The following is a 26,078-nucleotide window of genomic DNA, read 5'->3' as shown; positions in this document are numbered from 1 at the left end:
GGGGATGGGGATGCGCACGGCTTGGAAAGAGAGGGACAGCGGCCAGGTCACCATCGAGTTCCTGGGCATGATGCCGACGATCATCATCACCCTGGTGGTGCTGTGGCAGCTCGTGCTGGTGGGGTACACGTACACGCTTGCGGGGAATGCTGCGGACGAGGCTGTGCGGGCGGGGACCGCGGCGGAGGGTGACTGGCAGGGAGTGTGCGCACAGAAGGGGAAGGAGAAGCTGCCGGACGCATGGCAGGGCGGCGCCACTGTCACCTGCAGTCCCGGAGCACCGGGCTATGTCACGGCCGACGTCAGGCTCACCGTCCCCATCCTCTTCCCGGGCACGTTCAGTTTCCCGTTCCCCGTGAAGGGCCACGCGGGCGCGGTCGAGGAGGCGACGCACTGAGATGTCGTACGACCGCAAAGACCGCGACCGCGGCCAAGTCGCCATCGAGTACCTGGGGTTCCTGCCCATCCTCCTGATCGTCGGCATGGCGGTCGTGCAGCTCGGGCTGATCGCCTACACCGCACAGCAGGCGGGCACGGCGGCCCGGGCCGGGGCACGTGCCGCATCGCTCGACAACAGCGCCCAGGACGGCTGCGCGAACGCGGTCAGCGACTGGCTGTCCGTCAGCTGTGCGGCCGCGCAGAACGGCGACACCGTGACCGTGACCGCCACCGTCCAGATCCCGTCGATCGTCCCCGGCTGGGACTTCGACCCCGCCAGGAAGACCGCGACCATGCCACTCGACGCGACCGACTCGACCACCGGCTGACGCGGGAACAAGGAGCACCGACGATGAGCCTGCGCGCACGCATCAACTCCCCCGAGGAGAACGGCCACCGGGGCGAGGACGGCCACCTGGTCGCCTCGTACCGCGCCAAGCTCCTGGAGGAGATCGACCTCGCGGAGATGAGCGCGCTGGCCGCGGCCGAGCGCCGCGCCCGCCTGGAGCGGGTGCTCGGGCACATCATCAGCCGCGAGGGCCCGGTGCTGTCCACGGTCGAACGCTCGCAGCTGATCCGCAGGGTGGTGGACGAGGCCCTGGGCCTCGGCATCCTTGAGCCTTTGCTGGAGGACGCGTCGATCACGGAGATCATGGTGAACGGGCCGGACGCGATCTTCGTCGAACGAGGCGGCAGGGTGGAGCAGTTGCCCCTGCGCTTCCCCTCCCACGACCAGCTGATGCAGACGATCGAGCGGATCGTCTCGACGGTCAACAGGCGCGTGGACGAATCGAACCCCATGGTCGACGCGCGCCTCCCGTCCGGCGAGCGAGTGAACGTGATCATCCCGCCCCTGTCCCTCACGGGCGCCACCCTCACCATCCGCCGCTTCCCGCGCTCCTTCACGCTCCAGGAGATGATCGGCTTCGGCTCACTGGACGAGCCCATCCTGTATCTGCTGGCGGGGCTGGTGCAGGCGAAGTCCAACGTGATCGTGTCGGGGGCGACGGGCACGGGCAAGACGACGCTGCTGAACGCCCTGTCGGGCCTGATCCCCGAGACCGAGCGCATCATCACCATCGAGGACTCGGCGGAACTCCAGCTGCAGCAGAGCCATGTGATCCGGCTGGAGTCCCGCCCCCCGAACGTCGAGGGCAAGGGCCAGGTCACCATCCGCGACCTGGTGCGCAACTCCCTCCGTATGCGCCCCGACCGCATAGTCGTCGGTGAGGTCCGCGGCGGCGAGTCACTCGACATGCTCCAGGCGATGTCGACCGGCCACGACGGATCCCTGGCGACGGTGCACGCCAACAGCGCGGAGGACGCGCTGATGCGGCTGAAGACCCTGGCATCGATGTCCGAGGTCGGAGTCCCCTTCGAGGCGCTCCACGACCAGATCAACAGCGCCATCGACGTGATCATCCAGCTCACCCGCTTCGCCGACGGCGCCCGCCGCATCACCGAGATCGCGATCCTCGACAGCCACGGCAGCGATCCGTACCGCCTGGCGACGGTGGCCCGTTTCAACGCACAGCCGATGGCCGCCGACGGCCGCATCTACGGCGCCTTCGAATACTTCCCGCTCCCACGCCGTACCGCGGACCGCCTGTACATGGCGAGCCAGCCGGTCCCTCAGGCGTTCGGCGTCGCCGAGTCCGTAGCACAGCTCGCCATCCGAGAAGCCAGGTAGGAACCGTCCGATGGATCTCCACACCCTAGTCACGCTCACCACCGGCATCACCCTGCTGACCTGCGTCCTGGCGGTCATGGGCCTGCACTCCTACGCCTCGGGCAAGGCCCAGCGGCAGGCACTCGTCGACCGCCTCTCGGCCGCCGGCCAGATACCGGTGGGCGGCCGCCGCCGGCGCTTCCGCAACCTGGACCGCCGACTGCGCCGTACGAAACTGGGCAAGAAGCTGGAACTGCGCCTGGCGGCAACCGGCCTGGACATCACACCGGGTGAGTTCTTCGTCTACATGCTCGCCACGGTGGCGGGTCTGTGGCTGATCGGCCAGGCGTCCCTGGCGCCCTTCTTCGGACCGCTGGCCGGGCTGCTGGGCATCTGGGTGGCGGTGCAGTTCCTGAACTGGCAGCGGCAGAAGCGGATCGAGAAGTTCATCAACCAGCTGCCCGAGCTGGCACGGATCATGGCCAACGCCACCCAGGCCGGGCTGGCGCTGCGCACCGCGATCGGGATGGCGGCGGAGGAACTGGAGGCGCCGGCCGGGGAGGAACTCGCCAAGGTCGCCAACCAGTTGGCGCTCGGCGCGTCCATGGACGACGCCCTGGGCGAACTGGCCGAGCGGCTGCCGTCGCGCGAACTGGTCGTCCTCGTGACGACGCTGGTGCTGTCGAACCGGGCGGGCGGACAGGTGGTCACGGCACTGCGCAACCTCACGGACACACTGGAGGAACGCAAGGAGACGCGGCGCGAGGTCCGCACCCAGCTCTCCCAGGTCAACACGACGTCGTACGCCGTCCCCGTGCTCGGCGTGGGCTCCCTGTTCCTCATGAACGGCGTCAAGCACGGCGCCCTGGACCGAATGACGGGCTCCTCCGTCGGCCAGGCGGCGGTGATCATCGCCTTCGCGCTCTACGCGGTCGGATTCGTTTTCATCCGCCGCCTGTCCCGCATCGACGTCTGAGACGCCCGAGCGTTCCGAGAACTCTGGAGGGAGGACGGCCATGGGACTTCTGCTGGCACTGGTGATGGGCCTCAGCGTCTGGGGCATCTTCGCCGGCATCCGCATGTACCGCGCGGACGCCAAGCTGCCCGGCGACCTGGTGCTCGCCCTGGAGGTGGGCTCGACCCGCACGGGCGCGGTCGACTCGCTCATCGACCGCCTCGGCATGCGGTACGCGCCCGCGGTGCTGCGCCTGATGGGCCCGAAGCTGGTCGCCAAGTACCGCCGCAAGATCGACCTCGCGGGCAACCCCGGCGGCCTGACCATCGACCGCTATGCGGCCCGCCGCGCGGTCTACGGCTTCCTCGGCGGCGTGGGCGGACTGGTGTTCCTGATGAAGGGCAACTTCATCCTGGCCCTCGTCCTGTTCGCCTTCGGCGCGTTCTGGACGGAGGTCGGCATCTGGTCGGCGATCCGCATCCGCAAGGACGTCATCGAGCGCACACTGCCGGACTTCCTCGACGTGCTCGCGGTCGTGGTCAGCGCCGGCCTCGGGTTCCGCCAGGCCCTTGACCGGGTGGCCTCGAAGTACGAGGGCCCCTGGGCGGACGAACTACGCATCACGCTCCGCCAGATGGACCTGGGCATGAGCCGCCGCCAGGCCTTCGCGGAACTGCGTCGCCGCAACGACTCCGAACAGGTCGCGATGTTCGTGACGGCGCTGCAGCAGGGCGAGGAACTGGGCGCGCCGATCGTCGACACCCTCGTATCCCTGGCGAAGGACATGCGCCGCACGGACGCCCAGAACGCCCGCCGCAAGGCGGCCCGAGCGGTCCCCAAGGCCACCATGATGATCACCACCTTCATGGTCCCGGCCACGATGATCCTTCTCGGCGCCGGCCTGATCCTCGGCTCCGGCACCGACTTCGGCTCACTCACGGGCAAGTAGGGACGGGGTGACGAGGACCATGGCGACGACAGAGGAACGCGCGGGACGCGAGGAGCGCACGCGGCTGCTACGACGACGCCCGAGGACCCCGGAGATCACGACCCCACCGGCGGGCACGGTCCTGCCGCCCCACGCCCGCACGGGCGCGCCCGACATCCCGGTGACGTCGGCGACACCGCAGCTCCCACCGGGGTGGGAACGGGCGGACGCGCCGCTGCCGGGTCTGCCGGCGCAGCCGGATCCCCGAGGCCGGGAGTGGCTGCCGGCCCCGGCTCCCGCTCCTTCGGCTGCACCCGCACCCGTTCCCGCTCCGGTGGCAGCTCTGGTGCCGCCGACGGCACCACCCGCACCGGGCAACGAGAGCCGCACACCCCCCACGATCCCCCTCCAGATCAACGCCCTCCAGGCCATGTGCCGCCAGGTCTTCGGCTTCCGCCTCGCGATGATCGCCCTGGCCGCTCCCGCAGCCCTCCTCAATGCCGCACCGGGCGTGGCCACCCGCCTCGTGGGCGCCGCGGTCGTCGTCACCTTCATGGGCTCCTACGTCCTCTTCAGGGACTGGGAGCGCTTCGGCCCCCTGCTCCTGAGGCACCCCACGCTCCTCGCCGTGGACATGCTCTTCGGCTCCCTGCTCCTCATCTCCGCGGGCCCGGACACCACCCTCGCCTACGTCAGCGTCTGCACCCCGCTCCTGGCCGGCATCGTCTACGGCTGGCGAGGAGCCGCGGTCTTCGCGTCGCTCCAGTCCCTGATCCTCTTCTTCGTGCACGCGGCGTCGAGGGACCTGCACTCCGGCCGTCCCGCGGAGACCCTGCTCCTCCCCGGCCTGTGCGTGATCGCGGGCGCGGTCGGCTCGGCCCTGCGCAACCTCATGTTCCGCTTCGGCGCCGCGACACAGGCCCTGACCACGGTGCAGGCCCGCCTGGCGGTGACGGAGGCGGTCAGCGCCGAACGCGCCCGTCTCGCAAGGGAGATGCACGACTCCGTGGCAAAGACCCTCCACGGCGTGGCCCTCGCCGCAGACGGCCTGGCAGGCTCGGCGGGCAGCCCTCACCTGGACGCGGAGCTCGTCAAACAACAAGCCGAACTGGTCGCCCGCTCGGCCCGCAGAGCCGCCGCCGAATCCCGCGAGCTCCTGGCCGACCTGCGCCGCGAATCCGACCCGGACCACGCGACCGACGTCCTGGCCGAACTGGCCGCCCGCACCCGCGACTTCACCACCCGCACCGGCGTTCCGACGGCCTATCGCCCCACCGGCGACGACGCCGTCCCGCCCGTCCCACCCGCGGTGGCCCGCCAGCTCCTCACCATCGCCGCGGAGGCGATGGAGAACGCCCACCGCCACGCGGCCCCGACCCGAGTGGACGTACACGCAGGCGTCCACGGCGGCCTCCTCCGCATCAGCGTCTACGACGACGGCCGCGGCCTGCCCTCCGGCACCACCCTCGAACAACTCCGCCGGGCAGGCCACTTCGGCCTGGTCGGAATGGTCGAACGCGCGGCGTCGGTGGGCGCCCGCATCCGCATCGGCCGCGGCGCCCACCCCAAGGGCACGGAGGTCTGCCTGGAACTCCCCTTGGCGGCCGTGACGACATGAACATCCCCCACAACGCGAGAGGAGGCCGCCCCATGCCGGACCCCGCGACTCCCCACACCGGTTCCCAGCAGCCGCCACCGGAGGACCCGTTCGAGGCCCTCCCCTCACCCGCCCCGCTCAAGGTCGTGGTGGCGGACGACAACCCCGTCGTCCGCGCAGGCCTGACGGCCCTCCTCTCCGGCCGCGCAGACATCACCGTGGTGGCGGAGGCGGCAGACGGCCGCCAGGCCTACGAAGCGGCCCTCCAACACCAGCCCGACGTAGTCCTCCTGGACGTGCGCATGCCCGGCGTGGACGGCATCTCGGCGCTCCCGTACCTGGTGCAGATCGCCCCGGTCGTGATGCTCACGTACAGCAGGGAGTCGGAGATCGTCCAGGAGGCCCTGCGCCGGGGCGCCGGGGGCTACCTGGTCCACGGCGAGTTCACCGCGGAGCAACTGGTGGCAGCGGTATGGGACATCAAGGAGGGCAGGGCCCACTTCACTCCGACGGCGGCGGGGGCGCTGCTGGCGCAGCTCCGTCAAGGACAGGGAGGGCTTCCGCTCCCAGAGGGCCTGGGTAGTGCAACTGCATACGAAAATGAGAACCGCGCACATTCGCATGTATCTACTCAACATCCCGCTCCACCAGCCGATTTCGGCGTACCAGCCACCCCCGCCTCCACTATTTCTTCAAAAAACCTTTCGCAAGTGCAACCGAGTGTGGGACAGTCGTCGTCTGGATGGTCGAGTGGCCGTCCTGTGGCTGCTCCCGACAGGGCAAGGTTCCAACTGAGCACGAGGGAGGCGGAGATCATGGACCTCATCGCGTCCGGCATGAACAACCAGCAGATCGCCGCCACCTGCTTCATCAGCGAGAAGACGGTCAAGAACCACATCAACCGCATCTTCGCGAAACTCCACAGCACCAGCCGCTCGGAGGCAGCCGCCAAGTGGCTCGGCACGGCGCCCGGTTCGGGCCGAGGGGTGGGGTGACCTGAGGTGACGGCAGGGGGGAACGGCCGGTACCGAGCTCGTGGCCGGGTCTTTCTTTGGGCCCGTGATTGGGCCCTGGGGCCCTTCGTCGGGAGGGGTGTTGCGCCGTACGGTTCTCGTGCCGAGAGCGGCACGGAGATCCGACCCGGAGGGGAACACCATGAGCAACTGGATCAACACCACCGTCGCACACCTGCAGACCCGAGCCGCCCGCAACGACAAGGGGCAGACGGCGGTGGAGTATCTGGGGATCATCGCGGTGGTTGTGGCGATCGTGTTGGCTATTACGGGTACGGACATCGGGCAGACGATCTTCGACGCCATCACGGCGAAGATCGCCGAGGTCACCGGCGGTTGAATCAGCCTCGTAAGTACAGCGACGACGCAGGGCAGGCTTTCCCCATCTACATCACGGTGGTGGCGGGCCTGCTCTTTCTCGCGTTCGCGTACCTTGCGGTCGGCCAGGCCGCGGCAACTCGGAACGGGGCCCAGACGGCAGCCGATGCGGCAGCTCTCGCCGCGGCGCAGGACTCGCGGGATCAGCTCGCGGGCATGTGGGTGAAGGCCGTACTCGACCCCACGAAGTGGCAGGACATCTTCGACGGCAACGTGCCGGGGCTCGAGCGTTCGTGCTGGCGCGCGCCCCAGCTCGCCACGCAGAACGGGGCCCACGTCGAGCAGTGTGCTGCGACTCCAGCGGGCCCATTGGGCTACACGGTCGCGGTCAAGACCGACAAGCCGGTCGGAGACTCGATCGTCCCCGGTACCGAGAACCAGTACGCAAAGGCCTCCGCCACTGCCGTGATCGAGCCACTCTGCACGTTCGAGCTCCCGACCGAGGGCGCCGGGACCGACGTACTGCCGCAGCTCGCCTGCAAGGACAACAGGAAATGGGACCTGAACCCGGACGACCCCGCCGGCCTGCCGGGTCCGGAGGACCTTTTCGACGTCCATCTGGCCGACTGACAAGCGAACGACGAGTGATGAAGGAAGCGGAGTCATGAGCATTCGGTTCACTGCGAAAGCCCGTAGGGGGATGGTCGCGTTGACCGTTGCGGCCGGCTTGGCCGTCGGGGTGGCCGGTTGTGGCAGCGGTGGTGGTGGCGACGACAAGAAGCCGGACACGTCGGCGTCCGCTTCCAAGCGCAGTGGTTCCGACCCGAGTGCTCAGGAGGGTCAGTCGGACACGCCCCTGGCCGAGTTGAAGGGGCCGGACGGTCTGCTTCTGCAGATCACCTCGGCCCAACGTGACTCCGGTGGCTTCGTCACAGTGAACGGCAATCTGAAGAACGACGGGGCGAAGACCATTGTTGTGCCGGCCGCGTTGAGCGGCAACGAAACCGAGATCACCAGGAACGGAAGGTCGCTCGGCGGCGCCACACTCGTCGACTCGAAGGGCAAGAAGCGGTACTACGTCCTCCGCGACACGGACGGCCGCCCATTGACGACAACGGGTTTTTCGACCGTCAAGGCCGGTGAGAGCCTGTCCGTGTTCATGCAGTTCCCGTCGCCGCCGACCGACACCTCTGAGGTCAGCTTCCAACTGCCCGGCTTCGCTGCCGGCACCATCACCATCTCCGGGTGAGGCTCGCCGTGACCAACACCCGAACCCCTACGAGCACCCCCCGCCTCGCTCTCACCCTCACCGCAGCCTCCCTCATGGTCGCCACCAACCTCTTCGGCGCCGTAACGGCCCACGCGGACGACTCCCCGAGCGTCCCGCCCGGCACCGAACCAACAGCCTCGGCCCCGGTCAAAGTCGACCCCAACGACCCCGACCTCAAACTCCCCGAAGGCGCCACCCTCGCCGCCCCCAAAGTCCTGGACATCAAGTCCGTCGTGGAGGACCAGAGCGGCGACGAACGCCGCGAGGACACCAACTCCGACGTCAAGTTCGCCCTCCAGGCGGAGGTCCTGTTCAGCAAGGACAGCGCGAAGCTGAGCGACGAGGCGAAGTCCCGTATCGCCGGGATCGCGGACGAGATCAAGAAGCAGAACGCGACGAAGATCCGCGTCTTCGGCTTCACGGACAACCTGGGCTCGGCGGCCCACGGCGACGTCCTCTCCCGGCAACGTGCCAACGCCGTACAGGACGTCCTGGACCAGGAGCTGCACGACCCGAACATCACCTTCGAGGTACGCGGCTACGGCGAGCAGTACCCGATCGCGGACAACTCGACGGAGGCGGGACGGAGGAAGAACCGACGGGTCGAGGTCACGTTCCCGCGTGATGAGAGCGGCAACTGACGTAAGGCGTACGGATATACGGGAACGAACCGAGTCTCGTCCATGCCGTTGCAGGCGGAGGGGCCGCCCGATCAAGGCCACCCTCGCCCGGCGGTACCCAGCGCCCGCCGGACCGTGTCGATCATCGTCGTCGGGGAGTGGAACACCTCCTCCGGGTGACCGGCGGCGCCAGGACGACCCGACGGCAAGGCGGTCTCGGTGGAACCGCACCTCGAGTCGGCCACGTCGTTTGATCGTGACGACTTCTCAGACTCTGCTGCGAACTGCGAGCCTCGACGACCTGGACCGGATCACTGACCTGCACACCCAGGCACGCACCGCGTACTACCAGGCAGGCGGATTCTCGGAGCCGGATCTCACCTCTCCTGAGGCGCGTTCCAGTCGGCGGGAGATGTGGATGCGCGCCCTGGACAACGACGCCACGACGGTACTGTGCGCCGTGCACGGAGGCGAGACCGTAGGAATCCTGGCGATGGGCCCGCCCCTGGATCCTGACGTGGACGCCGCAGCTGCCGGTCAGCTCTACCAGATCCATGTCCGCCCCGGGAGTTGGGGACACGGGATCGGCAGCCAACTGCACGCGGCATTCGTGCAGCGGCTTCGCGATGCGTCCCTCACGACCGGCGTGCTCGAAGCGTGGGAGCGCAACATCCGGGCCCACGCCTTCTACGCCCGGCATGGATGGAAGCCCGACGGGCACCAGAGGCCCGGTCCGGGTGACGCGAACTATGTGCGCATGCGCCTTGAGTTGAGTCCCTCGGCCTGATCACCTGAGCTGGGGCCTGTCATGCCGAGGGCCACAGCAAGTGATCGGCTGTGCCTGCCTTGATCTCCGGGCCCTGCGGCCGCGTTCTCCTTCTCAGCGCCGACGGTGGTTCTGGCGTCGGGAGGAGATCTGTCGCTGAGGGGGATGGTGAGAGTCGAGGAGGTCCTGGCCGGGTTCGACGGACGGGGCCGTCCCGCTCTCGGCACGGAAATGATGGGTGTTCTTCTGGGGGCGGTCGCTGCACCGATGCCGTGCTGGGCGAGGCGTGGGTGCAGCGGCGTCGTGCTGGTGCACGGCGGAGCCGGTTCAGCCGGACGTTCGGGTCACTTCACCATGGCACTTCCCCCGCGTCCTCGAAGAACCCGCCCGTCGGGCCGTCGTCCGGCAGGGTTGCGAGCCGGATTGCCGTTGCCGCGCCCTGTTCCGGGGTGCGGACGCCGCGGAAGCCGTTGAGGTCGGTCGCGCAGTAGCCGGGGCAGGCGGCGTTGATCAGGATGTTCGTGTCGCTCAGCTCCTTGGCGTACTGGACGGTGACGGCGTTGAGGAACGTCTTCGACGGCGAGTAGGCAACGGAAATCGGGCCCGTTTCGGCGCCGGGAGTGGTCTGCCGGGTGAGGGAGCCGACGCTGCTGGACATGTTCACGATCCGCGGCGATGCCGACCTGCGCAGCAACGGCAGCATCGCGTTGGTGACGCGGATGACGCCGATCACGTTGGTCTCCACGGCCGCCCGTACCGTCGCGGGGTCGACCGTGGTGGGCGTCTGCGGCATGCCACCGGTGATCCCGGCGTTGTTGACGAGCACGTCCAGGCGTCCGGCTTCGTCGTCCAGCAGCTCGGCGGCGGCGGTCACGCTCGCGTCGTCGGTCACGTCGAGCAGTACGCCGAACGCGTCGACGCCGGCCGCACGCAGCTTCGCCACGGCGACCTCGCATCGCTCCTCGTTCCGCGCGGCGACACCGACCCTCCAGCCGAGGGCACCCAGCCCGGCCGCGATTTCGTACCCGATTCCCTTGTTCGCGCCGGTCACCAGCGCGATCGTCTGTTCGTTCATGCCATCCATGCTGTCCGGGCGGGGGGCGAACCGGCCAACACCGATCGGGTGGGCAGCGATACCGCACGGGTATCGATCCCGGTGGGGGCCGGTACCCTGGCGGCGTGGAGACGCGTGAGCTGCGGTACTTCGTCGCCGTCGCCGAGGAACTGCACTTCGGGAGGGCCGCACAGCGGCTCGGGATCGCACAGCCCCCGCTGTCGCGGACGATCCGCCAACTCGAACGGCGCCTCGGAGCGACGCTGCTGGAACGCACCAGCCGCACGGTCACCCTGACCGAGGCAGGGTCGGTGCTCCTGAGGGAGGCCCGCGCGGCACTGGTTGCGGTCGAGGCCGCCGAACGCCGAACCCGGCGCGCAGCCCTCGCCGCGAGCGGCCGGCCGGGCGTCGTCCTTGCCTCGAAGGCCGGCGCGTCCAGCGAACTGCTGGCGAAACTGCTCGACACCTACGCCGCCGAGCCCGATGCAGCCGCCGTCGAGGTGCTCCTGTGCGGAATCGGTGAGCAGGAACGCCTGCTGCGCGACGGCCGGGCGGACGTCGCGCTGCTGCACCTGCCGTTCGACGCGACGACAGGGCTCGACACCGAAGAGCTCTGCACGGAGCGACAGGTCGTGATCCTGCCGGCCGGGCACCCCCTCGCCGGCCGGCCCCACGTGCAGATGGCGGAGGTCACCGGGCTGCCCGACCTGCCGATGCCGCGCTGGCCCGGCCGGGACGGCAGGTACCCCGACGGCCCCGGTCCGCAGGCCCGCGACACCGCGCAGTTGTTCCAGCTGATCGCGCTCGGCCGCGCTTCCTGGATCGCGCCGGAGTCGTGCCGGGCCCAACTGCGTGACGACCTCACCGCCGTGCCGGTTCTGGACGCGCCGACGGTCACGACGGTCATCGCCTGGCCACCGCACAGCCGGTCCCGGGCCGTCGCCGGCCTCGTGCGGACCGCGACGCGTCTCTAGCAGCGAGCCGGCCCCGACTACGAGTCGACCGCAACGGTCACCTACTCCACTGAGACCTCTGGAGTGCGCAAGTTGTGGTGGCGGATCCGCGCAGCGGTGAGACGGCCGCACAGGGTGCGCCGCCGGACGCGCTGACCGCGCCCGGGCCCAGCGGTGATTGGGCACCGATTTGGGCCTGCGGACCCATGCTGCCCGGAGGCCCTCTCCCTACCGTTCGAACCCTGTTGTGAACAGACGGCGGGGGAGCCGGGCGAAGTCACCAGGGATCAGGTGAAGGGCCGCCGCCGCCCGGGAAGTTGAGAAGGGGCGGGCATGGCGTCGATCGGGGGAGTCCCGGAGTGCGGGCCTGCATGGCCGTCCGGGCCAGGTGAGCGCCGGACCATGCCGACCCCCCTCTCCTCCGCCCTCATCCTCGTCCACGTCCTCTTCGCGATCACGATCGTCGGCGGCCTCGGGCTGCTGCTCACGGCAACGTCGTACGACGCCCTCGATGGCGGCGTACTCGCGCTCCTCGCCTACGCAGCCGCCCCCGGCACCCTCGGCTGGTGGCTGGCCCGGCGGAGCCGGGAGGGCGGGATCCGGGTCTGGCGCGGACTGGTCGCCGTGCAGGTGTGGCTGATCCTCAGCGGCGTCGCCAACCTCGTTGCGGGATCCGCCCACGGGGGCACACAGCTCGTCCTGCCGGTCCTCGTCCTCTGCTTCCTGCTTCGCCCGGAGAGTCGCAGGTGGTACGAACTCCCCGACCTCGACCGCGCAGAGCGCCGCCCCTTCTCTCTGCCCCGCATGATCCGCTGGCGCCGCGACGACGGCCAGACCGCAGTCGAGTACGCCGGTCTCCTCGCCATCGTCGCCGCCCTCATCACGGCGTTGCTGGTCAGCGGCCTCGGCACCCAGATCCACGGCGGCATCGAGGCCCAGGTCTGCAAGATCACCGGCATGGGCTGCCCGGCCCCGTCGGGCGGCGGCACGGACATCAGGGCAGGGAACGGCAACGGCACAGCCACCCCGGACCAGAAAACCGACGGCGCCGACGACAAGACCGACGACAACAGCAGTGACAAGACCGACGACGGCTGCTTCTCCGGCGTCGGTGCCTTCTTCGGCTGCGCCGGCAACCAGATCAAACAGGCCGGCCAGGGCCTGTTCGTCGACGGCGTCTGGGGTGACGTCACCGGCATCTACGACCTGGTCCGCCACCCGCTCGACACCCTGAAAGGCATCGGCGACTACGGCAAGCAGCTCGGCCACGGCTGGATGGAGAACTCCAAGGGCGCCCGGGACAAGTGGTCCAAGGGCGACTACCTGGGCGCCGTCCTGGGCTGGGGCGGCGCATCGCTGAAGACCGGCGGGACCGTCCTCTACGACGTCTTCGTCGGCGACGACGCCGCGGGCGACTGGAAGAACGGCGACAAGACCCGCGCCGTGAGCCATGTCATCTGGAACATCGGCTCCCTCTTCATCCCGGGCTACGACGTGGCCAAAGTCGGCGAGAAGGTCGGCGACCTCGGCAAGCTGGGCCGGCTCGGCAAGCTCGGCGAGCTCGCGGAGAAGGCGGGCGAGGCGGCGGAGGACGCCAAAAGGGCGGCCAAGGCCGGTGATGCGGCGGGCGCGGAGAAGGCAGCGAAGGAGGCCGACGAGGCGGCGGAGGAGGCCGAGAAGAAGGCCAGGCAGAGCGGCTGCACGATCTCCGCACCGGGCCGCCGCATCCCGTACGACGGCACCGCCCCGGCCGGGCAGGGCACCCTCACCGGCTCCTCCGGCACAGGCACCGCAGTCCTTGCCGCCGGAGCGTCCGGCTCCCCGTACGTCGTACTCGCCGAGGACGGCTGCGACGAGGACGCCAAGAAGGAGGCCGAGGAGGCCCGCAAACAGGCCGACGAGGCGGACGAGGCCGCCGGCCGCATGACCAGGGAAGAGGTCGAGGCGGCCAGGAAGCCGACCGTCGGGCAGGGGGACCCGAGGAAATTCAAGGACCACTTCCTGCGTCACAAGAAGCTGGTGGAGGACGCGCTCGGCACCAAGTACAAGAAGCTCAAGGAGGACGGCCCGCGGTTCCTCGAGGACATCGAGGACAACATCAAGAACGGCACGTTCAAGCTGGTCGGCAAGGGCACGCTGAAGAAGGGCGAACCGGAGGGCCTCATCTACCGTGGCAGGGGCGTGACCATCGTCCTGCACGAGAACGGCAACTACTGGACCGCTCTGAAGTCCGGCGAGGGCCTGGACACGTCCATCGTGATCACCGAGAAGGCCGAGTGACAGGAGTGGCAGTGCCCCCTTCAAGTCCGTCCCCGGCGGGCCCGACTCCCTGGAGCAGGGTCGAGGAAGTCCTGCGGCAGCGATACGTCACGGACGTCCTGGTCCCGGGGCGAATCGACCGGGACGAGACGATTCCCTTGTTCGCCCCGCAGCCGCTCGTCGTCTTCGTTCTGCTCGACGAGGGAGCCGTACGACTGGAGTCGGTCCGCGAGTACGGATACTTGGAGGTCCGGGTCGTGGACTCGGTCACCCTGGACGGCGTCGAGCTCTTCGCGGACATCGAGGAGGAAGGGGACGAACTCGCCCTCGCCTCCCAGGGCGAACAGCTCTTCGGTGACAGCTGGGAACGCCTTCACTGCACCACCATCCGCCCCTTCACGGACGCCGGCTCGAACCCGGCCGAGGGCGTCCTCAAGTGCCTCGCCCTCGAGCTCGAGTCCCGCTACTGGCTCTTCTTCGACCCGACCTGGACCTTCGGCATCAGAATCGGCAATGCCGAGGACATGCGCCGCTGGGAACGGGAGTACGGCGGCCGACCGGAGCCCGAGTAGGGCAGGCTGCCTCCACCGGACCCACAAGTGATCACAGGCCCACCGCTCAGGCGTCCACCATCACCTCCACCCGCACCCCCACTCTCAGCCCCCATCCCTCCATCGCCCCGGCCTGCGACTCCAGCACATGCCGCGCCCGGGCCCGGAGCAGCCCCAACCGCCAGGGCTTCATGGTGAGTACGGCGATGACGGTCAGATCGCGGTCGAGGTAGGCGACGTCGATGGGCATCCGCATCCGGAACGTGTGCACGCTGTTGGCGGGGGAGAGCAGCATCGCCCCGTCGACCGAGTCCCGCCCCAGCAACCCCTTCGTACGGGCGCGGTAGGAGGCGGCGATCTCCAGCGGAACGGCGACAGCGCCCGACCCACCCCCCGTACGCACGATCAACTTCCCCTGTCCGTCCCGCCATTGCCGCCCCATCCCGAGGCCACCTCCCACCGCCGCCACCGTCTCCTTGCCGGAGTGAACGTATCCGCTCCGCACGGCAGTAGGCCCCCCGTGGGCCCAGGGACCCATGCCGCCCGGCCCGCGCCGGGCATAAGGTCCCGCCGTGCGCACACTCCTCACCCTCGTGGCGGCCCTGTGGGGCGCGGGAACGGGCCTCTTCCTGCCCCGCGCGGCCCACCGCTTCTCGGTGGACCCGGGTCGGCCGTGGAGCGACCGCTGCCCCGGAGGCCACCGGATCACGGGCGCCTTCTCCGGCTGGCTGGGCCGAGCGGACTGCCGACAGACCGGGGGGACAGAAGGGGCCGAGGGAGCAGGGTTGTGCGGTCCGTACGGCCCGAGCACGGTGGCCGTCTCCGCGGCAACGGCCCTCGTCTGTGCGGCCCTTGCCGCCGCAGCCGGGCCCCACCCCGAGACGGCGGTCTGGGTGCTTCTCACCCCGGTGGCGGTCCTGCTGACCCTCGTCGACCACCGGGTCCACCGCCTCCCCGACGTCCTGACGCTGCCGCTGGCCGCCACGACCGCCGCCCTCCTCGGTATCGCCGCCGGCCTCCCCTCCGCCACGGGATCCTGGCCCACGGCCCTCCTCGGCGGGCTGACCCTGGGCGCCGCCTACCTCGTCCTCTTCCTCGTCAACCCGTCCGGCATGGGCTTCGGCGACGTGAAACTCGCCCTCGCCCTGGGCACGGCCCTCGGCTGGTACGGCTGGCAGATCCTGCTGACGGGGGCCTTCGCGGGCCTTCTCTACGGCTCGGTGTACGGCCTCGGGATGGTCGTCGCACGCCGCGCGGGCCGCAAGTCGGCCATTCCGTTCGGCCCGTTCATGATCGGCGGGGCGTTCACGGGACTGCTGCTGGGCGCATTCGCGGCGGCCTGACGGCGCGCACACCGCGCAGGTGAACGATCCGCGCGTACGGTGAAAACGACGACCTGTGCGGGACGCACCGGGAACTGACCAGGGCGAGGTGGCCGATGGCGAAGATCGTGTGGACGATGGGCATCTCCCTCGACGGCTATATCGAGGGCCCGGACCACGACATCTCCTGGCACCGGGTCGACGACGAGCTCCACCAGCACATGAACGACACCATCGGACAACTCGGCGGCCTGCTCAGCGGCCGCCGCACCTACGAGGGGATGGCCTCCTACTGGCCCACCGCGGACGCGGACCCCGACGCCTCCGCCGTCACCGTCGAGTTCGCCGGGATCTGGCGGGACATCCCGAAGGCCGTGTACTCGCGGACGATCGAGCACGCCGGGTGGAACACCACCGTCTACCGGGACGTCGTCCCCGAGGAGGTCAGGGCGCTCAAGGAGCGGGCGGCCGCGGATCTCTGGCTCGGCGGGGCCGGGATCGCCAAGGAGTTCCTGCGGCTCGGCCTCGTCGACGCGTACCGGGTGTACGTCCATCCCGCCCTGGTCGGGCACGGCACACGGCTCTTCCCGGAGGCCGACATCGCGGCGTCGCTCCGGCTCGCCGAGAGCCGTGTCTTCGGCAACGGCGTCGTGCTCCTGCACTACGAGCCGGAGACCACCGGAGACCAACGGCGGCGGTGAATAAAGGAGTTGTCCGGTTCGCTCCCGCCCGGATAGGAAGAACGCATGACTGGACTCGGTGCTGTGTTCCGCCCCCAACTGCCTCCCGAGCGCCTCAGGGACGTCGCCCGCCTCGCGGACGAGAACGGCCTCGAAGAGCTCTGGCTCTGGGAGGACTGTTTCCGGGAGGGCGGGATCTCCACCGCCGCTGCCGCCCTCGCCTGGACCGAGCGACTGCGGGTGGGCGTCGGGCTGCTGCCCGTGCCGCTGCGCAATGTCGCCATCACCGCGATGGAGGCCGCCGCGCTGCACCGGATGTTCCCGGGGCGCGCCGTCGTCGCCGTCGGGCATGGTGTGCAGGACTGGATGGGGCAGGTGGGGGCGCGGGTCGAGTCGCCCGTCACGCTGCTCCGTGAGCACCTTGTCGCGCTGCGGGCTCTCCTTGGCGGTGAGCGGGTGACGACCGAGGGGCGCTACGTCCGGCTCGACGACGTCGCCCTCGACTGGCCGCCCGCCGGGCCCGTGCCCGTTCTGGCCGGCGCCACTGGGCCGCGGTCGCTGCGGCTGGCCGGGGAGGCGGCCGACGGCACGATCCTCACCGCGTCGACCGCGGTCGACGGCGTACGGCGGGCCCGTCGGCTCATCGACGAGGGACGGGAGTCGGCCGGCCGGACCGATCCGCACCAGGTGGTCGTGTACCTCCTCACCGCCACCGGCCCGGACGCCGCCGCCCGCCTCCGCGCCGAACTCGCCGACGAGGGGCTTGAGTCCGTCCCCGACCTGGGGGTCGCCGGAGACGCGGGTGCCGTCGCCAAGGCCGTACAGCGGCTGGCGGACGCAGGCGCCGACAGGGTGATCCTGCAGCCGACGGGCGACGAGCCCGACCCCGAGGGCTTCGTCCGGTTCGCGGCACAAGAGGTCAGGCCACTGGTCCCGTGACCGCAGGGTTCGCAACGGCGCCGCAGATGCCCCCACCTCTGACAGGACAGATCGCTCATGCCTCGTAGGGAAAACCGCCGCTTCGAGGACCTCGTGGCCGAAGGCGCGGCCGTACCCACCGAGGGCTGGGACTTCTCCTGGTTCGAGGGGCGTGCCACGGAGGAGCGGCCGTCATGGGGATACGCCCTCTCCCTCGCCGACCGCCTGGCCGGAGCCACCGCCGCGCTGGACATCCAGACCGGGGGAGGCGAGGCCCTGGACTTCGCCCTCGGCCGGGCCGAGAAGGCGCCGGTGCTCACCGCCGCGACCGAGGGCTGGCCGCCGAACGCCGCCAAGGCCACCGCCCTGCTCCGCCCGCGCGGCACGGTGGTCGTCGCCGCGCCTGAGGACGCCCCGCTGCCCTTCACGGACGGCGCCTTCGACCTGGTCAGCAGCCGGCATCCGGTCAGTCCCCGGTGGGCGGAGATCCAGCGCGTGCTGGAGCCCGGGGGCACGTACTTCGCCCAGCACGTCGGCCCACGCAGCGTCTTCGAACTCGTCGAGCACTTCCTCGGCCCCCTGGGACCGGAGGTCAGCGCCGACCGCCACCCCGACCGCGAACGCGTCGCCGCCGAAGCCGCAGGCCTGGAGATCGTCGACCTGCGCGCCGAACGGCTCCGCATCGAGTTCCACGACATCGCAGCCGTCGTCCACTTCCTCCGCAAGGTGATCTGGATGGTCCCCGACTTCACGGTCGAGGCGTACGAGGACCGGCTCCGTGCCCTGCACGAACAGATCGAGGCCGAGGGTCCGTTCGTCGCGCACAACACCCGCCACCTCGTCGAGGCCCGCAAGCCGCACCACCGGTGAGCCCTATGCGTGCGCTCCCGCCGTCACCTCCCCGATCACCAACTCCGGCTCCGCCTCCAGCACTTGCCCCACCCGCTCCACCTGCTCGCCCAGGTCCCGCTCCTGCCGGGCCGTCAGCCGCCCGAGCGGCTCCACTGTGACGGTCGTACGACGTCCCCGGCGCCGCTGGTGCCATACCCCCGCCACCACGCCGTCCACCAGCAGCACCGGGTAGTTGCCGGCCTGGCCGCCCGCCAGCGCACGTCGGTATGCGGCCCCCGGGAACAGCAGCTCCCGGGGCTGCGCGGCGATGCCGTATGCGTCGAAGTACGGCAGCAGCCGGACCCCGCGCACCCGTCTTTCCGGGAACTCTGTGTCGCCCGCCACGACCCAGCACTCCCTCGCCCCCTCGAAGACGACCTCCTCGAGCTCCCCCGCCCCGGCGAGCGTGCCGAACAGCTCGACGGCCCAGCCTCCGGGCGCCGCCAGCCACTTGGCGAAGTCCTGCGGCGTCGCCGGGCCGTATGCGCGCAGGTAGCGGCGTGCGAGCTCGCGCACCGCCTCGTCCGGCGGCAGCGGTGTGAAGCGGGGCGGGCGGGTGTACGTCACCTTGCGGCCCCGGTTCGGGCCGAAGCACAGGGCGCCGGACTGGCCGGCCGTGGGGGTCCCCCCATGCCCTTAAGGCTATGGGGGAGCAGCACCTGCCGCCAGCGCGGCCACAGGTCCTGGAACGCGGGCATCACCCGGTCGCCGGCCCAGGAGCCGGTGCGGGCGACGACCTCCTCGCTCAGCTCGTCGACGGTCAGGGACGCGCCTTCCAGGGCGTCCCCGATCGCCGCCACGATCTGCTGTGCCTGCTCCTCGGTGACCCGCGCGTCCGCTGCGAACGGGCTCGCCTTGGACGGCACGGCGGGCAATGCCGAGCACCACAGGGGCAGTTCGCGCGCGGGCAGCAGATGTACGGTCCCGCGCGGGCCGTGCGTCTTCACCAGTGCCCGCTCCTCCCACAGCGCGGCGCGCACCGCGGCGCGGGTCGTTCCGGCCGTCCGCACCCCCACCGACACCTCGGCCGCCGACAGCACCTGCGCATGCGCGCCGAGCATTGCGTCGACGACATCGGCGACCGCGGTGCCCGGCTCGGCAGGGTTGGCCAGGAACTGCCGTTCCAGTCGGCGCGCGCTCGCCTCGTTCCAGCTGATCCGCAAGGTCATGAGACGACCGTAGGACGGAAGGAGGACAGTTTCTGTCCTATATCGACGTTCCGTGCGCGAATGCGGCCGGTTTCCACATCGTTATCCCCACGAGTCGATTCCGGTCCCATCGGTCACGTAAGTTCAGACCAAGGTAATTCGCGTGAGCAAAGCTGCGCGGCGGCACCGCGCAGTGGAGGGGGCTGCGCGGTGCCCTCTCCACGTCAAATCGGCGTTCGCGGGCCGGGTCACCCGGCTGGGGGATGCGGGGACAACTCGCCGAACGGGACCCAAGACGCGGCAAACCCTCCGGATCACTCCGCTTCCCACCCGTTTCCCCTGGAAATCCGCCGTGATCCGGCCATGAGCCCGCCATGAAACCGCCTCTCCATGGCCATCGGCGCGTCGCCGTTCGAATTCGGAGAGTAGTTGTGGCACGCCGATGCACCCAGCAGCACTTACGAAGGGTTATGGTGGAAACCCCCCCTCGGGCCGGTCCGTCTCCCCCCCACGGACCGGCCCGTTTTCTGTGCCCCCACCACCCCTTGGGGGAGCCGTGGTGGAGCCGGGGGTAGGCTTCGCCTCCGGGGACCGCCATACGGACAGGATCGCCCTCCACACTCCTGGGCCGCGCCTGTCCGATCCGTACGGAGGGGCTGACAATCACGTGAACCTGCGCGACAAGCTGCGCGGCCTGCTGGTCAGGCTGTACGCACGCCGGGTGGAAGGCCACCTGGACCACGCTCAGGTGCCCAAGCACATCGGCGTCATCATGGACGGCAACCGACGCTGGGCGAAGGCCGCGGGCTCCTCCACCGAGCACGGCCACCGGGCCGGTGCCGAGAAGATCGAGGAGTTCCTCGGCTGGTGCAGTGAGACGGACGTCGAGGTCGTCACCCTGTGGCTGCTGTCGACGGACAACTTCGACCGGCCCCAGGCCGAGCTCGGCCCGCTCCTCGGCATCATCGAGGACGTCGTGAAGACGCTCGCCACCGACGGCCGCTGGCGCGTGCACCACGTCGGCACCCCCGACCTGCTCCCGCCGCAGATGCAGACCACCCTGAAGGAGGCCGAGGAGGCCACCGCAGGCATCGACGGGATACTGGTCAACGTCGCCATCGGATACGGCGGCCGCCAGGAGATCGCCGACGCCGTGCGCTCGATGCTCCTCGACGCCCAGGACAAGGGCACCTCGATGGAGGACCTCGCCGAGGCGGTCGACGTCGACATGATCGGCCGCCACCTCTACACCGGCGCCCAGCCCGACCCGGACCTGGTGATCCGTACCAGCGGTGAGCAGAGGTTGTCCGGATTCATGCTCTGGCAGACCGCGCACTCCGAGTACTACTTCTGTGAGGTCTTCTGGCCGGCCTTCCGCAAGGTCGACTTCCTGCGCGCCCTGCGTGACTACGCGGCGCGCCACCGCCGTTACGGCGGCTGACGAGCGACGGGCCTGCCGCTTGGGGCGCAAGTAACGAGGAGTTCACCAGGGCGCCGTCATATGCGTCGGCATGGCACTGCATGTTCGAGGGCATAAGCCAGTCAGGTCGATGCCCGAACCACGGGTGTCGGATCTCAGCGGGCGGCACGGGGCCGTCCGCCCGGGAGGCCCTTTGCACCAGCCCGACCGTGCGGTTCCAGCACGGAAGACAAGGCGGAGGGCCGGTTTTCGGCCCGTGCATTGCGGCCGTCGACCGGTCCAGCTCCACTCCGTCGCTCCCCGACCTCATCCGAGGGGGTACGTCCTTCCGTGGTGACCAGCACAAAGCGCCACAAGCCAGACCGGCGCACCTATGTTCTCGACACCAGTGTTCTGCTGTCGGACCCCAATGCCCTGAACCGCTTCGACGAGCACGAGGTCGTGCTCCCCATCGTCGTGGTGACGGAACTGGAGGCCAAGCGGCACCATCCCGAACTCGGGTATTTCGCCCGGCAGGCCCTGCGTCTGCTCGACGACTTCCGGGTCCGTCATGGCCGTCTCGACGCCCCCATCCCGATCGGGGACCTGGGCGGAACCGTTCGTGTCGAGCTCAACCACTCGGACCCCAGCGTGCTGCCCAGCGGCTACCGCCTGGGGGACAACGACTCCCGCATCCTCGCGGTCGCCCGCAACCTGCAGGCCGAGGGGTACGACGTCACCGTCGTGTCGAAGGACCTCCCACTCAGGATCAAGGCCTCCTCCGTCGGTCTCCTCGCCGAGGAGTACCGCGCGGAGCTCGCCATCACGGGCTCCTCCGGCTGGACCGGAATGTCCGAACTGACCCTGCCCGGCGAGCAGGTGGACGTCCTCTTCGAGGAAGGGCATGTGTATGTGCCCGAAGCGTCCGACCTTCCCGTGCACACGGGGCTGACCATCCAGTCGGAGCGCGGCAAGGCGCTCGGCCGGGTCACCGCCGAGGGCAACATCCGCCTCGTGCGCGGCGACCGGGAGGCCTTCGGTATCAAGGGGAGGAGCGCGGAGCAGCGGATCGCGCTCGATCTGCTCCTCGACCCGGACGTCGGGATCGTGTCCATGGGCGGCCGGGCCGGCACCGGCAAGTCGGCGCTCGCGCTGTGCGCGGGTCTGGAGGCGGTGCTGGAGCGGCGCCAGCACCAGAAGGTGATGGTCTTCCGGCCGCTGTACGCGGTGGGCGGGCAGGAGCTCGGCTATCTGCCCGGCTCCGAGTCCGAGAAGATGAGCCCCTGGGCGCAGGCGGTCTTCGACACGCTGTCCGCGGTCACCAGCCGCGAGGTCATCGAAGAGGTCACCGCGCGCGGAATGCTCGAGGTCCTGCCCCTCACCCACATCCGCGGACGCTCGCTGCACGACGCATTCGTGATCGTGGACGAGGCGCAGTCGCTGGAACGGAATGTACTGCTGACCGTTCTGTCCCGAATCGGCGCCAATTCGCGGGTGGTTCTCACCCATGACGTGGCACAAAGGGACAATCTGCGCGTCGGTCGCTACGACGGTGTCGTCGCCGTGGTCGAGAAACTGAAGGGGCATCCGCTCTTCGCGCATGTGACGCTGACCCGGTCCGAGAGGTCCCAGATCGCGGCGCTTGTGACCGAAATGCTCGAAGACGGACAGATCTGAGGTGGACGGCCAAGTCTGAGGTAATTCCAGGTCAGTTGGCGCCGTCCCGCAAAGGCCGTGAGCCTAGCGGGGCGGCGCCTTCGCGTGTTGCTGTTTCTCAAAATCCCTGGGGTCAAACGGGATGTGAGCTTTCACACGCAACTCAGAATTGCCACCCGGCGTCCGGTTACGGCAGAGTCTCACTCCTGTCAGGCCCCGCATACGACACATCTGTACCCCCAGCGGTACGGCACCACAGAAGCACCACAGCTAACTCCACAGCGTCGTCGTATGCCGCCCGAGCACCACGCGGCGCTCCCCTCGCGGGAGTTGCCCACCGGGCCCGCGCCTCCCGTGACCCCGTAGTTGGGAGGCCAGCGCCAAGGGGCACGATTGCGTCCGCCAGGGTCACCGAAGCGGGCGATGCTGGAAGGAAACCGTGTGAGCCGGATTTCGGTCCGGGGATTCGCAGTGGCCTCGGCCACCGCGGTCACCGCCGTCGGAAGCGTTGTCGGAGTTGCCTCGGGCAGCACCGCCCAGCCCAACGACGCCGAGGCGACGGCAAGCGACGCGACGCTCCTGGCGGACATACCCGCGGGCCAGCAGGCCCACGTCCAGACCGCCTCCCTGACGCAGCAGGCCGACGCCCAGGCGATCCAGGCCGACGCGAGCGCCAAGAAGGACGCCGAGGAGGCCGCCCGCAGGGCTGCCGCCGACACCGCGATCGCCAAGAAGGAAGCGGCGGAGAAGGCGGCCAAGGAGGCCAAGGAGCGCGCCGAGGCCAAGAAGGCGGCCAGCCGCAGCAGCGCCGACTTCCCGGTCCAGAGCTCGTACTCCGTCGCCGAGATCCAAGCGATGGCGCGGCAGATGGTGCCGAGCGGCCAGTTCCAGTGCTTCAGCTACATCGTGGACCACGAGTCCAGCTGGAACTACCACGCGGTCAACGCCTCCTCCGGCGCCTACGGCCTCTTCCAGGCGCTGCCCGCCTCGAAGTACTCCTCGGCCGGCTCCGACTGGCAGACCAACCCGGCCACGCAGATCAAGTGGGGCCTGAACTACATGAACAGCCGCTACGGCAGCCCGTGCGAGGCGCAGTCCTTCTGGGCCGCCAACCACTGGTACTAGGCCCGGCGCGGAGCCGCCGAGACCCACGGTCTCGCCTCTCAACCTTGTGCAGCCCCTCCCCGTCATAGGGGGAGGGGCTGTTGCCCTGTACGGTCGATCCGACGACTCCAGGGGGGAGTGGTGGGGAGCACCCGGGGACGCGGGGGAAGAGGACGGATCATGTCGCGAGTGCCAGGGTGGCTCGGCCGTATCGGTGCCGGTCTGACCGAGGTGAGTGAGCGGTTGGACGAGCGCCGCGCCGAGGTGGAACGGGAGACCGTCGGCGACGACGTGCCGCGTCCGCCCCGCAAGGCCGCCGCCGAGGCTCCGCCGCCCCCGGACCAGTCGGCCGAAGCGCCGCCGCCCGCACCCGTCGTCCGCCCCGACCCCGTGCAGGCCGTGCCGTGGAGCGTGCGCGTCGCCGCCGAGGCCGGCTGGCGGCTGCTGGTGCTCGCGGGCACGGTCTGGGTGCTGATGCGGGTCATCAGCGCCGTACAACTCGTCGTGTTCGCCTTCGTCGTGGCTCTGCTCATCACGGCGCTGCTGCAGCCGACGGTGGCCCGTCTGAAGCGGCACGGTGTGCCGCGCGGTCCCGCCACCGCGCTCACCGCGATCCTCGGCTTCGTCGTCATGGGGCTGATCGGCTGGTTCGTGACCTGGCAGGTCATGGAGAACATCGACAACCTCTCCAACCAGATCCAGAGCGGCATCGACGACCTGCGCAACTGGCTGCTGAAGAGCCCCTTCCACGTCACCGACAAGCAGATCAACCAGATCGCCAAGAACCTGCGGGAGGCGGTCGGTGCGAACACCGACCAGATCACCTCCGCGGGACTGGAAGGCGTCCAGGTCGTCGTCGAGGCACTCACCGGCATCCTGCTGACCTTCTTCTCGACCCTCTTCCTCCTCTACGACGGCCGGCGCATCTGGGAGTGGACGCTGAAGCTGGTGCCGGCGGCGGCCCGCCCCGGCGTCGCGGGCGCGGGCCCGCGAGCCTGGCGCACGCTGACCGCCTACGTACGCGGCACGGTGCTGGTGGCCCTGATCGACGCCATCTTCATCGGCCTGGGCATCTACTTCCTCGACGTCCCCATGGCCGTCCCGCTGGCCGTCTTCATCTTCCTGTTCTCCTTCATCCCGCTGGTCGGCGCGGTGGCCTCCGGAGCGCTCGCGGTGGTCGTCGCGCTGGTCACCCAGGGCGTGTTCACGGCCGTGATGACGCTCCTCGTGGTCCTCGCGGTCCAGCAGATCGAGGGCCACATCCTGCAACCGTTCATCCTCGGCCGGGCGGTACGCGTCCACCCCCTCGCGGTGGTCCTGTCCGTCGCCGCGGGCGGGATGGTGGCCGGAATCGGCGGCGCGGTGGTCGCCGTTCCGCTGGTGGCGGTGACGAACACGGTGGTGGGGTATCTGAGGGCGTACTCCGCGGGGCTGACCGATGCTGGCCAGTCACTCTCAGCCCGTCGTGGGGGTCCCCCCGCTCGAGCGAAGCCGAGAGTGGGGGAGTTTGAGGACGAGGCCGTTCAGGCCGAAGGGGGGTCTGGGGGCACAGCCCCCAGCGACGCCACCGAAGACACCGGCACCTGACATCCACCGCTCGATCAAATCTGCACCGAACAAAGCGATTTGAACGAGCCCACGGCTCAACTTCCGTCACCTGGGGACAGGTCGGAAATCTGCGTCCGGAATATGCGTTCGGACTGATACACCTTCCCGCGTGATGTCGGGCTACGACCTGCTGGCGCGGGCCCTCGCCGCCTGTGGGCGGGAAGAGTGGACCGGTGTCCTGCGCGTGTCCGGGGCGCCCGGCGGCGCCCTGCACCTCAGGGACGGGCTCGTCGTCGCCGCCGAGTCGCCCGGGGCGCCGGGGCCCGAGACGCTGCTGCTGCGGTCCGGGCGGGTGGACGGCGAGCAGTGGGCCGGGCTGGTCCGGGAGGCCGGGGGCGCACGCTGGCCGGCCGCCGGGCTGATCGCCCACGGGTACGCCGGTGCCGCCCAGCTCAGGGTGGTGTGCGTGATGGCGCTGCAGGACGCGGTGTTCGCGATCCTCGCCGGCCGCGTCGACGGCTGCGAGCGCGCCGAGGACGGCGCCGAGCCGCACGCTCCGGTCGCCGTGGGCGAGCCGCCCGCCCGGCTCCTGGAGGACGCCGCCCGCAAACTCGCCGCCCTCGCGGCCCTGCCCCGCCCCGTCCACCCCGACCGCGAACGGCCTGTCCCCGCCCGGCGGTCCGACGGCCCGCTCACCGCGCTGCAACGCGCGCTGCTCGACCACGCCGACGGCCGCCGTACCGCCCGCGACCTGGCCTTCCGTGCTGGGCGCGGCGTCTACACCGTCACCGTCGAGGTCGCGCGGATGCTCGGCGAGGGGCTTCTGGAGTGCGCCTCCGCGCCCGCGCCGATCCCGATTCGCGCGGCCCCCGACGGCATCCGGCACCGCACCCCGCCACCGCCCGCACCACCCCCACCGCAGCCGCCGACACCCGTCGACCTGCCCCGCCGCAGACCGGGCGGCTTCTTCCGGCTGCGGAACGGAACCCCGAAATGAACCAGCCGCACAGTTGCCGAATAC

General features: G+C 70.0%; 26 protein-coding genes and 1 pseudogene. 24 read left to right on the top strand and 3 right to left on the bottom strand.

Features of this window, described 5'->3' with window-relative positions:
- Positions 1-4: 4 nt before the first annotated feature.
- The 12 genes from IH68_RS0106330 to IH68_RS0106275 all read left to right on the top strand — a co-directional run bounded on the left by IH68_RS0106330 (position 5) and on the right by IH68_RS0106275 (position 9,595).
- Positions 5-397: a TadE/TadG family type IV pilus assembly protein gene (locus IH68_RS0106330; RefSeq protein ID WP_037884634.1), complete on the top strand. Its 393-nt coding sequence runs from the start codon at positions 5-7 to the stop codon at positions 395-397.
- 1 nt (position 398) lies between these two features.
- A complete protein-coding gene (locus IH68_RS0106325; protein ID WP_030929652.1) occupies positions 399-767 on the top strand; it encodes a TadE/TadG family type IV pilus assembly protein in 369 nt (122 codons plus the stop codon).
- A gap of 23 nt (positions 768-790) precedes the next feature.
- Positions 791-2,128, top strand: a complete 1,338-nt coding sequence (locus IH68_RS0106320) for a CpaF family protein (RefSeq protein ID WP_030929649.1) — start codon at positions 791-793, stop codon at positions 2,126-2,128.
- A 10-nt stretch (positions 2,129-2,138) separates the two neighbouring features.
- Entirely contained in the window at positions 2,139-3,083 is a 945-nt protein-coding gene (locus IH68_RS0106315) for a type II secretion system F family protein (RefSeq protein ID WP_030929646.1), read from the top strand.
- 40 nt (positions 3,084-3,123) lie between these two features.
- Positions 3,124-4,011 carry a DUF5936 domain-containing protein gene (locus IH68_RS0106310; protein ID WP_030929643.1) on the top strand — a complete coding sequence of 296 codons (888 nt, stop codon included), beginning with the start codon at positions 3,124-3,126 and terminating at the stop codon, positions 4,009-4,011.
- Positions 4,012-4,030: 19 nt separating this feature from the next.
- Positions 4,031-5,608 (top strand): sensor histidine kinase, encoded by a 1,578-nt coding sequence (locus tag IH68_RS0106305; RefSeq protein ID WP_030929640.1) that lies wholly within the window; start codon positions 4,031-4,033, stop codon positions 5,606-5,608.
- A 32-nt stretch (positions 5,609-5,640) separates the two neighbouring features.
- Positions 5,641-6,582, top strand: a complete 942-nt coding sequence (locus IH68_RS0106300; protein WP_030929637.1) for a response regulator transcription factor — start codon at positions 5,641-5,643, stop codon at positions 6,580-6,582.
- A 160-nt stretch (positions 6,583-6,742) separates the two neighbouring features.
- Positions 6,743-6,940 carry a membrane protein gene (locus IH68_RS0106295; RefSeq protein WP_030929634.1) on the top strand — a complete coding sequence of 66 codons (198 nt, stop codon included), beginning with the start codon at positions 6,743-6,745 and terminating at the stop codon, positions 6,938-6,940.
- Positions 6,937-7,548, top strand: a complete 612-nt coding sequence (locus tag IH68_RS0106290; RefSeq protein ID WP_030929631.1) for a pilus assembly protein TadG-related protein — start codon at positions 6,937-6,939, stop codon at positions 7,546-7,548. The genes IH68_RS0106295 and IH68_RS0106290 overlap by 4 nt, the downstream gene beginning before the upstream one ends.
- A 34-nt stretch (positions 7,549-7,582) precedes the next feature.
- Positions 7,583-8,167 (top strand): hypothetical protein, encoded by a 585-nt coding sequence (locus tag IH68_RS0106285; protein ID WP_030929628.1) that lies wholly within the window; start codon positions 7,583-7,585, stop codon positions 8,165-8,167.
- Positions 8,168-8,175: 8 nt separating this feature from the next.
- A complete protein-coding gene (locus IH68_RS0106280) occupies positions 8,176-8,829 on the top strand; it encodes an OmpA family protein (protein ID WP_030929625.1) in 654 nt (217 codons plus the stop codon).
- A gap of 235 nt (positions 8,830-9,064) precedes the next feature.
- Positions 9,065-9,595: a GNAT family N-acetyltransferase gene (locus tag IH68_RS0106275; RefSeq protein ID WP_030929621.1), complete on the top strand. Its 531-nt coding sequence runs from the start codon at positions 9,065-9,067 to the stop codon at positions 9,593-9,595.
- Between the two features lie 328 nt (positions 9,596-9,923).
- Here IH68_RS0106275 and IH68_RS0106270 read toward each other — a convergent pair whose 3' ends face one another.
- On the bottom strand, positions 9,924-10,649 hold the full coding sequence (locus IH68_RS0106270; RefSeq protein ID WP_030929617.1) for an SDR family oxidoreductase: 726 nt from the start codon (positions 10,647-10,649) through the stop codon (positions 9,924-9,926).
- Between the two features lie 104 nt (positions 10,650-10,753).
- Between IH68_RS0106270 and IH68_RS0106265 the strand changes: the two genes are divergently transcribed.
- The 3 genes from IH68_RS0106265 (at position 10,754) to IH68_RS0106255 (ending at position 14,412) form a co-directional block, all read left to right on the top strand.
- Positions 10,754-11,602 (top strand): LysR family transcriptional regulator, encoded by an 849-nt coding sequence (locus tag IH68_RS0106265; RefSeq protein WP_030929614.1) that lies wholly within the window; start codon positions 10,754-10,756, stop codon positions 11,600-11,602.
- Between the two features lie 381 nt (positions 11,603-11,983).
- Positions 11,984-13,861 carry a Flp family type IVb pilin gene (locus IH68_RS0106260; protein WP_051833233.1) on the top strand — a complete coding sequence of 626 codons (1,878 nt, stop codon included), beginning with the start codon at positions 11,984-11,986 and terminating at the stop codon, positions 13,859-13,861.
- An 11-nt stretch (positions 13,862-13,872) separates the two neighbouring features.
- Positions 13,873-14,412 carry a hypothetical protein gene (locus IH68_RS0106255; RefSeq protein WP_159403649.1) on the top strand — a complete coding sequence of 180 codons (540 nt, stop codon included), beginning with the start codon at positions 13,873-13,875 and terminating at the stop codon, positions 14,410-14,412.
- Between the two features lie 46 nt (positions 14,413-14,458).
- Here IH68_RS0106255 and IH68_RS0106250 read toward each other — a convergent pair whose 3' ends face one another.
- Positions 14,459-14,833: a DUF192 domain-containing protein gene (locus IH68_RS0106250; protein ID WP_030929603.1), complete on the bottom strand. Its 375-nt coding sequence runs from the start codon at positions 14,831-14,833 to the stop codon at positions 14,459-14,461.
- A gap of 130 nt (positions 14,834-14,963) precedes the next feature.
- Between IH68_RS0106250 and IH68_RS0106245 the strand changes: the two genes are divergently transcribed.
- The 4 genes from IH68_RS0106245 (at position 14,964) to IH68_RS0106230 (ending at position 18,181) form a co-directional block, all read left to right on the top strand.
- A complete protein-coding gene (locus IH68_RS0106245; RefSeq protein WP_030929600.1) occupies positions 14,964-15,734 on the top strand; it encodes a prepilin peptidase in 771 nt (256 codons plus the stop codon).
- A gap of 95 nt (positions 15,735-15,829) precedes the next feature.
- The gene (locus tag IH68_RS0106240) at positions 15,830-16,414 is read left to right on the top strand and encodes a dihydrofolate reductase family protein (protein WP_030929597.1); all 585 of its coding nucleotides are present in this window, start codon (positions 15,830-15,832) and stop codon (positions 16,412-16,414) included.
- 45 nt (positions 16,415-16,459) lie between these two features.
- Entirely contained in the window at positions 16,460-17,332 is an 873-nt protein-coding gene (locus tag IH68_RS0106235; protein WP_030929594.1) for an LLM class flavin-dependent oxidoreductase, read from the top strand.
- A gap of 57 nt (positions 17,333-17,389) precedes the next feature.
- On the top strand, positions 17,390-18,181 hold the full coding sequence (locus IH68_RS0106230; RefSeq protein WP_030929591.1) for a methyltransferase domain-containing protein: 792 nt from the start codon (positions 17,390-17,392) through the stop codon (positions 18,179-18,181).
- A 3-nt stretch (positions 18,182-18,184) separates the two neighbouring features.
- Here IH68_RS0106230 and IH68_RS49650 read toward each other — a convergent pair.
- Positions 18,185-19,371: pseudogene (locus IH68_RS49650) on the bottom strand (winged helix DNA-binding domain-containing protein).
- Positions 19,372-20,017: 646 nt separating this feature from the next.
- Here IH68_RS49650 and IH68_RS0106220 point away from each other — a divergent pair.
- The 5 genes from IH68_RS0106220 (at position 20,018) to IH68_RS0106200 (ending at position 26,054) form a co-directional block, all read left to right on the top strand.
- On the top strand, positions 20,018-20,791 hold the full coding sequence (locus IH68_RS0106220) for an isoprenyl transferase (RefSeq protein ID WP_030929588.1): 774 nt from the start codon (positions 20,018-20,020) through the stop codon (positions 20,789-20,791).
- Positions 20,792-21,100: 309 nt separating this feature from the next.
- A complete protein-coding gene (locus IH68_RS0106215) occupies positions 21,101-22,426 on the top strand; it encodes a PhoH family protein (RefSeq protein ID WP_030929585.1) in 1,326 nt (441 codons plus the stop codon).
- 420 nt (positions 22,427-22,846) lie between these two features.
- A complete protein-coding gene (locus IH68_RS0106210; protein ID WP_030929582.1) occupies positions 22,847-23,530 on the top strand; it encodes a transglycosylase SLT domain-containing protein in 684 nt (227 codons plus the stop codon).
- A gap of 159 nt (positions 23,531-23,689) precedes the next feature.
- Entirely contained in the window at positions 23,690-25,096 is a 1,407-nt protein-coding gene (locus tag IH68_RS0106205; RefSeq protein ID WP_030929579.1) for an AI-2E family transporter, read from the top strand.
- Between the two features lie 133 nt (positions 25,097-25,229).
- Positions 25,230-26,054, top strand: a complete 825-nt coding sequence (locus IH68_RS0106200; RefSeq protein WP_030929576.1) for a hypothetical protein — start codon at positions 25,230-25,232, stop codon at positions 26,052-26,054.
- Positions 26,055-26,078 lie beyond the last annotated feature (24 nt).

Source organism: Streptomyces sp. NRRL S-646 (assembly GCF_000720765.1).
Lineage (GTDB): Bacteria > Actinomycetota > Actinomycetes > Streptomycetales > Streptomycetaceae > Streptomyces.
Note: the sequence above shows the minus strand (reverse complement) of the source record. Positions and strands in the feature narration are given on the sequence as shown.

Bases quoted from the DNA above. Each gene is read 5' to 3' on its own strand.
- IH68_RS0106320 (WP_030929649.1), top strand. From the start codon at position 791: ATGAGCCTGCGCGCACGCATCAACTCCCCCGAGGAGAACGGCCACCGG.
- IH68_RS0106240 (WP_030929597.1), top strand. From the start codon at position 15,830: ATGGCGAAGATCGTGTGGACGATGGGCATCTCCCTCGACGGCTATATC.
- IH68_RS0106305 (WP_030929640.1), top strand. From the start codon at position 4,031: ATGGCGACGACAGAGGAACGCGCGGGACGCGAGGAGCGCACGCGGCTG.
- IH68_RS0106230 (WP_030929591.1), top strand. From the start codon at position 17,390: ATGCCTCGTAGGGAAAACCGCCGCTTCGAGGACCTCGTGGCCGAAGGC.
- IH68_RS0106310 (WP_030929643.1), top strand. From the start codon at position 3,124: ATGGGACTTCTGCTGGCACTGGTGATGGGCCTCAGCGTCTGGGGCATC.
- IH68_RS0106270 (WP_030929617.1), bottom strand. From the start codon at position 10,649: ATGAACGAACAGACGATCGCGCTGGTGACCGGCGCGAACAAGGGAATC.
- IH68_RS0106295 (WP_030929634.1), top strand. From the start codon at position 6,743: ATGAGCAACTGGATCAACACCACCGTCGCACACCTGCAGACCCGAGCC.
- IH68_RS0106205 (WP_030929579.1), top strand. From the start codon at position 23,690: ATGTCGCGAGTGCCAGGGTGGCTCGGCCGTATCGGTGCCGGTCTGACC.
- IH68_RS0106285 (WP_030929628.1), top strand. From the start codon at position 7,583: ATGAGCATTCGGTTCACTGCGAAAGCCCGTAGGGGGATGGTCGCGTTG.
- IH68_RS0106315 (WP_030929646.1), top strand. From the start codon at position 2,139: ATGGATCTCCACACCCTAGTCACGCTCACCACCGGCATCACCCTGCTG.
- IH68_RS0106250 (WP_030929603.1), bottom strand. From the start codon at position 14,833: ATGGGGCGGCAATGGCGGGACGGACAGGGGAAGTTGATCGTGCGTACG.
- IH68_RS0106300 (WP_030929637.1), top strand. From the start codon at position 5,641: ATGCCGGACCCCGCGACTCCCCACACCGGTTCCCAGCAGCCGCCACCG.
- IH68_RS0106260 (WP_051833233.1), top strand. From the start codon at position 11,984: ATGCCGACCCCCCTCTCCTCCGCCCTCATCCTCGTCCACGTCCTCTTC.
- IH68_RS0106325 (WP_030929652.1), top strand. From the start codon at position 399: ATGTCGTACGACCGCAAAGACCGCGACCGCGGCCAAGTCGCCATCGAG.
- IH68_RS0106200 (WP_030929576.1), top strand. From the start codon at position 25,230: ATGTCGGGCTACGACCTGCTGGCGCGGGCCCTCGCCGCCTGTGGGCGG.
- IH68_RS0106330 (WP_037884634.1), top strand. From the start codon at position 5: ATGGGGATGCGCACGGCTTGGAAAGAGAGGGACAGCGGCCAGGTCACC.
- IH68_RS0106235 (WP_030929594.1), top strand. From the start codon at position 16,460: ATGACTGGACTCGGTGCTGTGTTCCGCCCCCAACTGCCTCCCGAGCGC.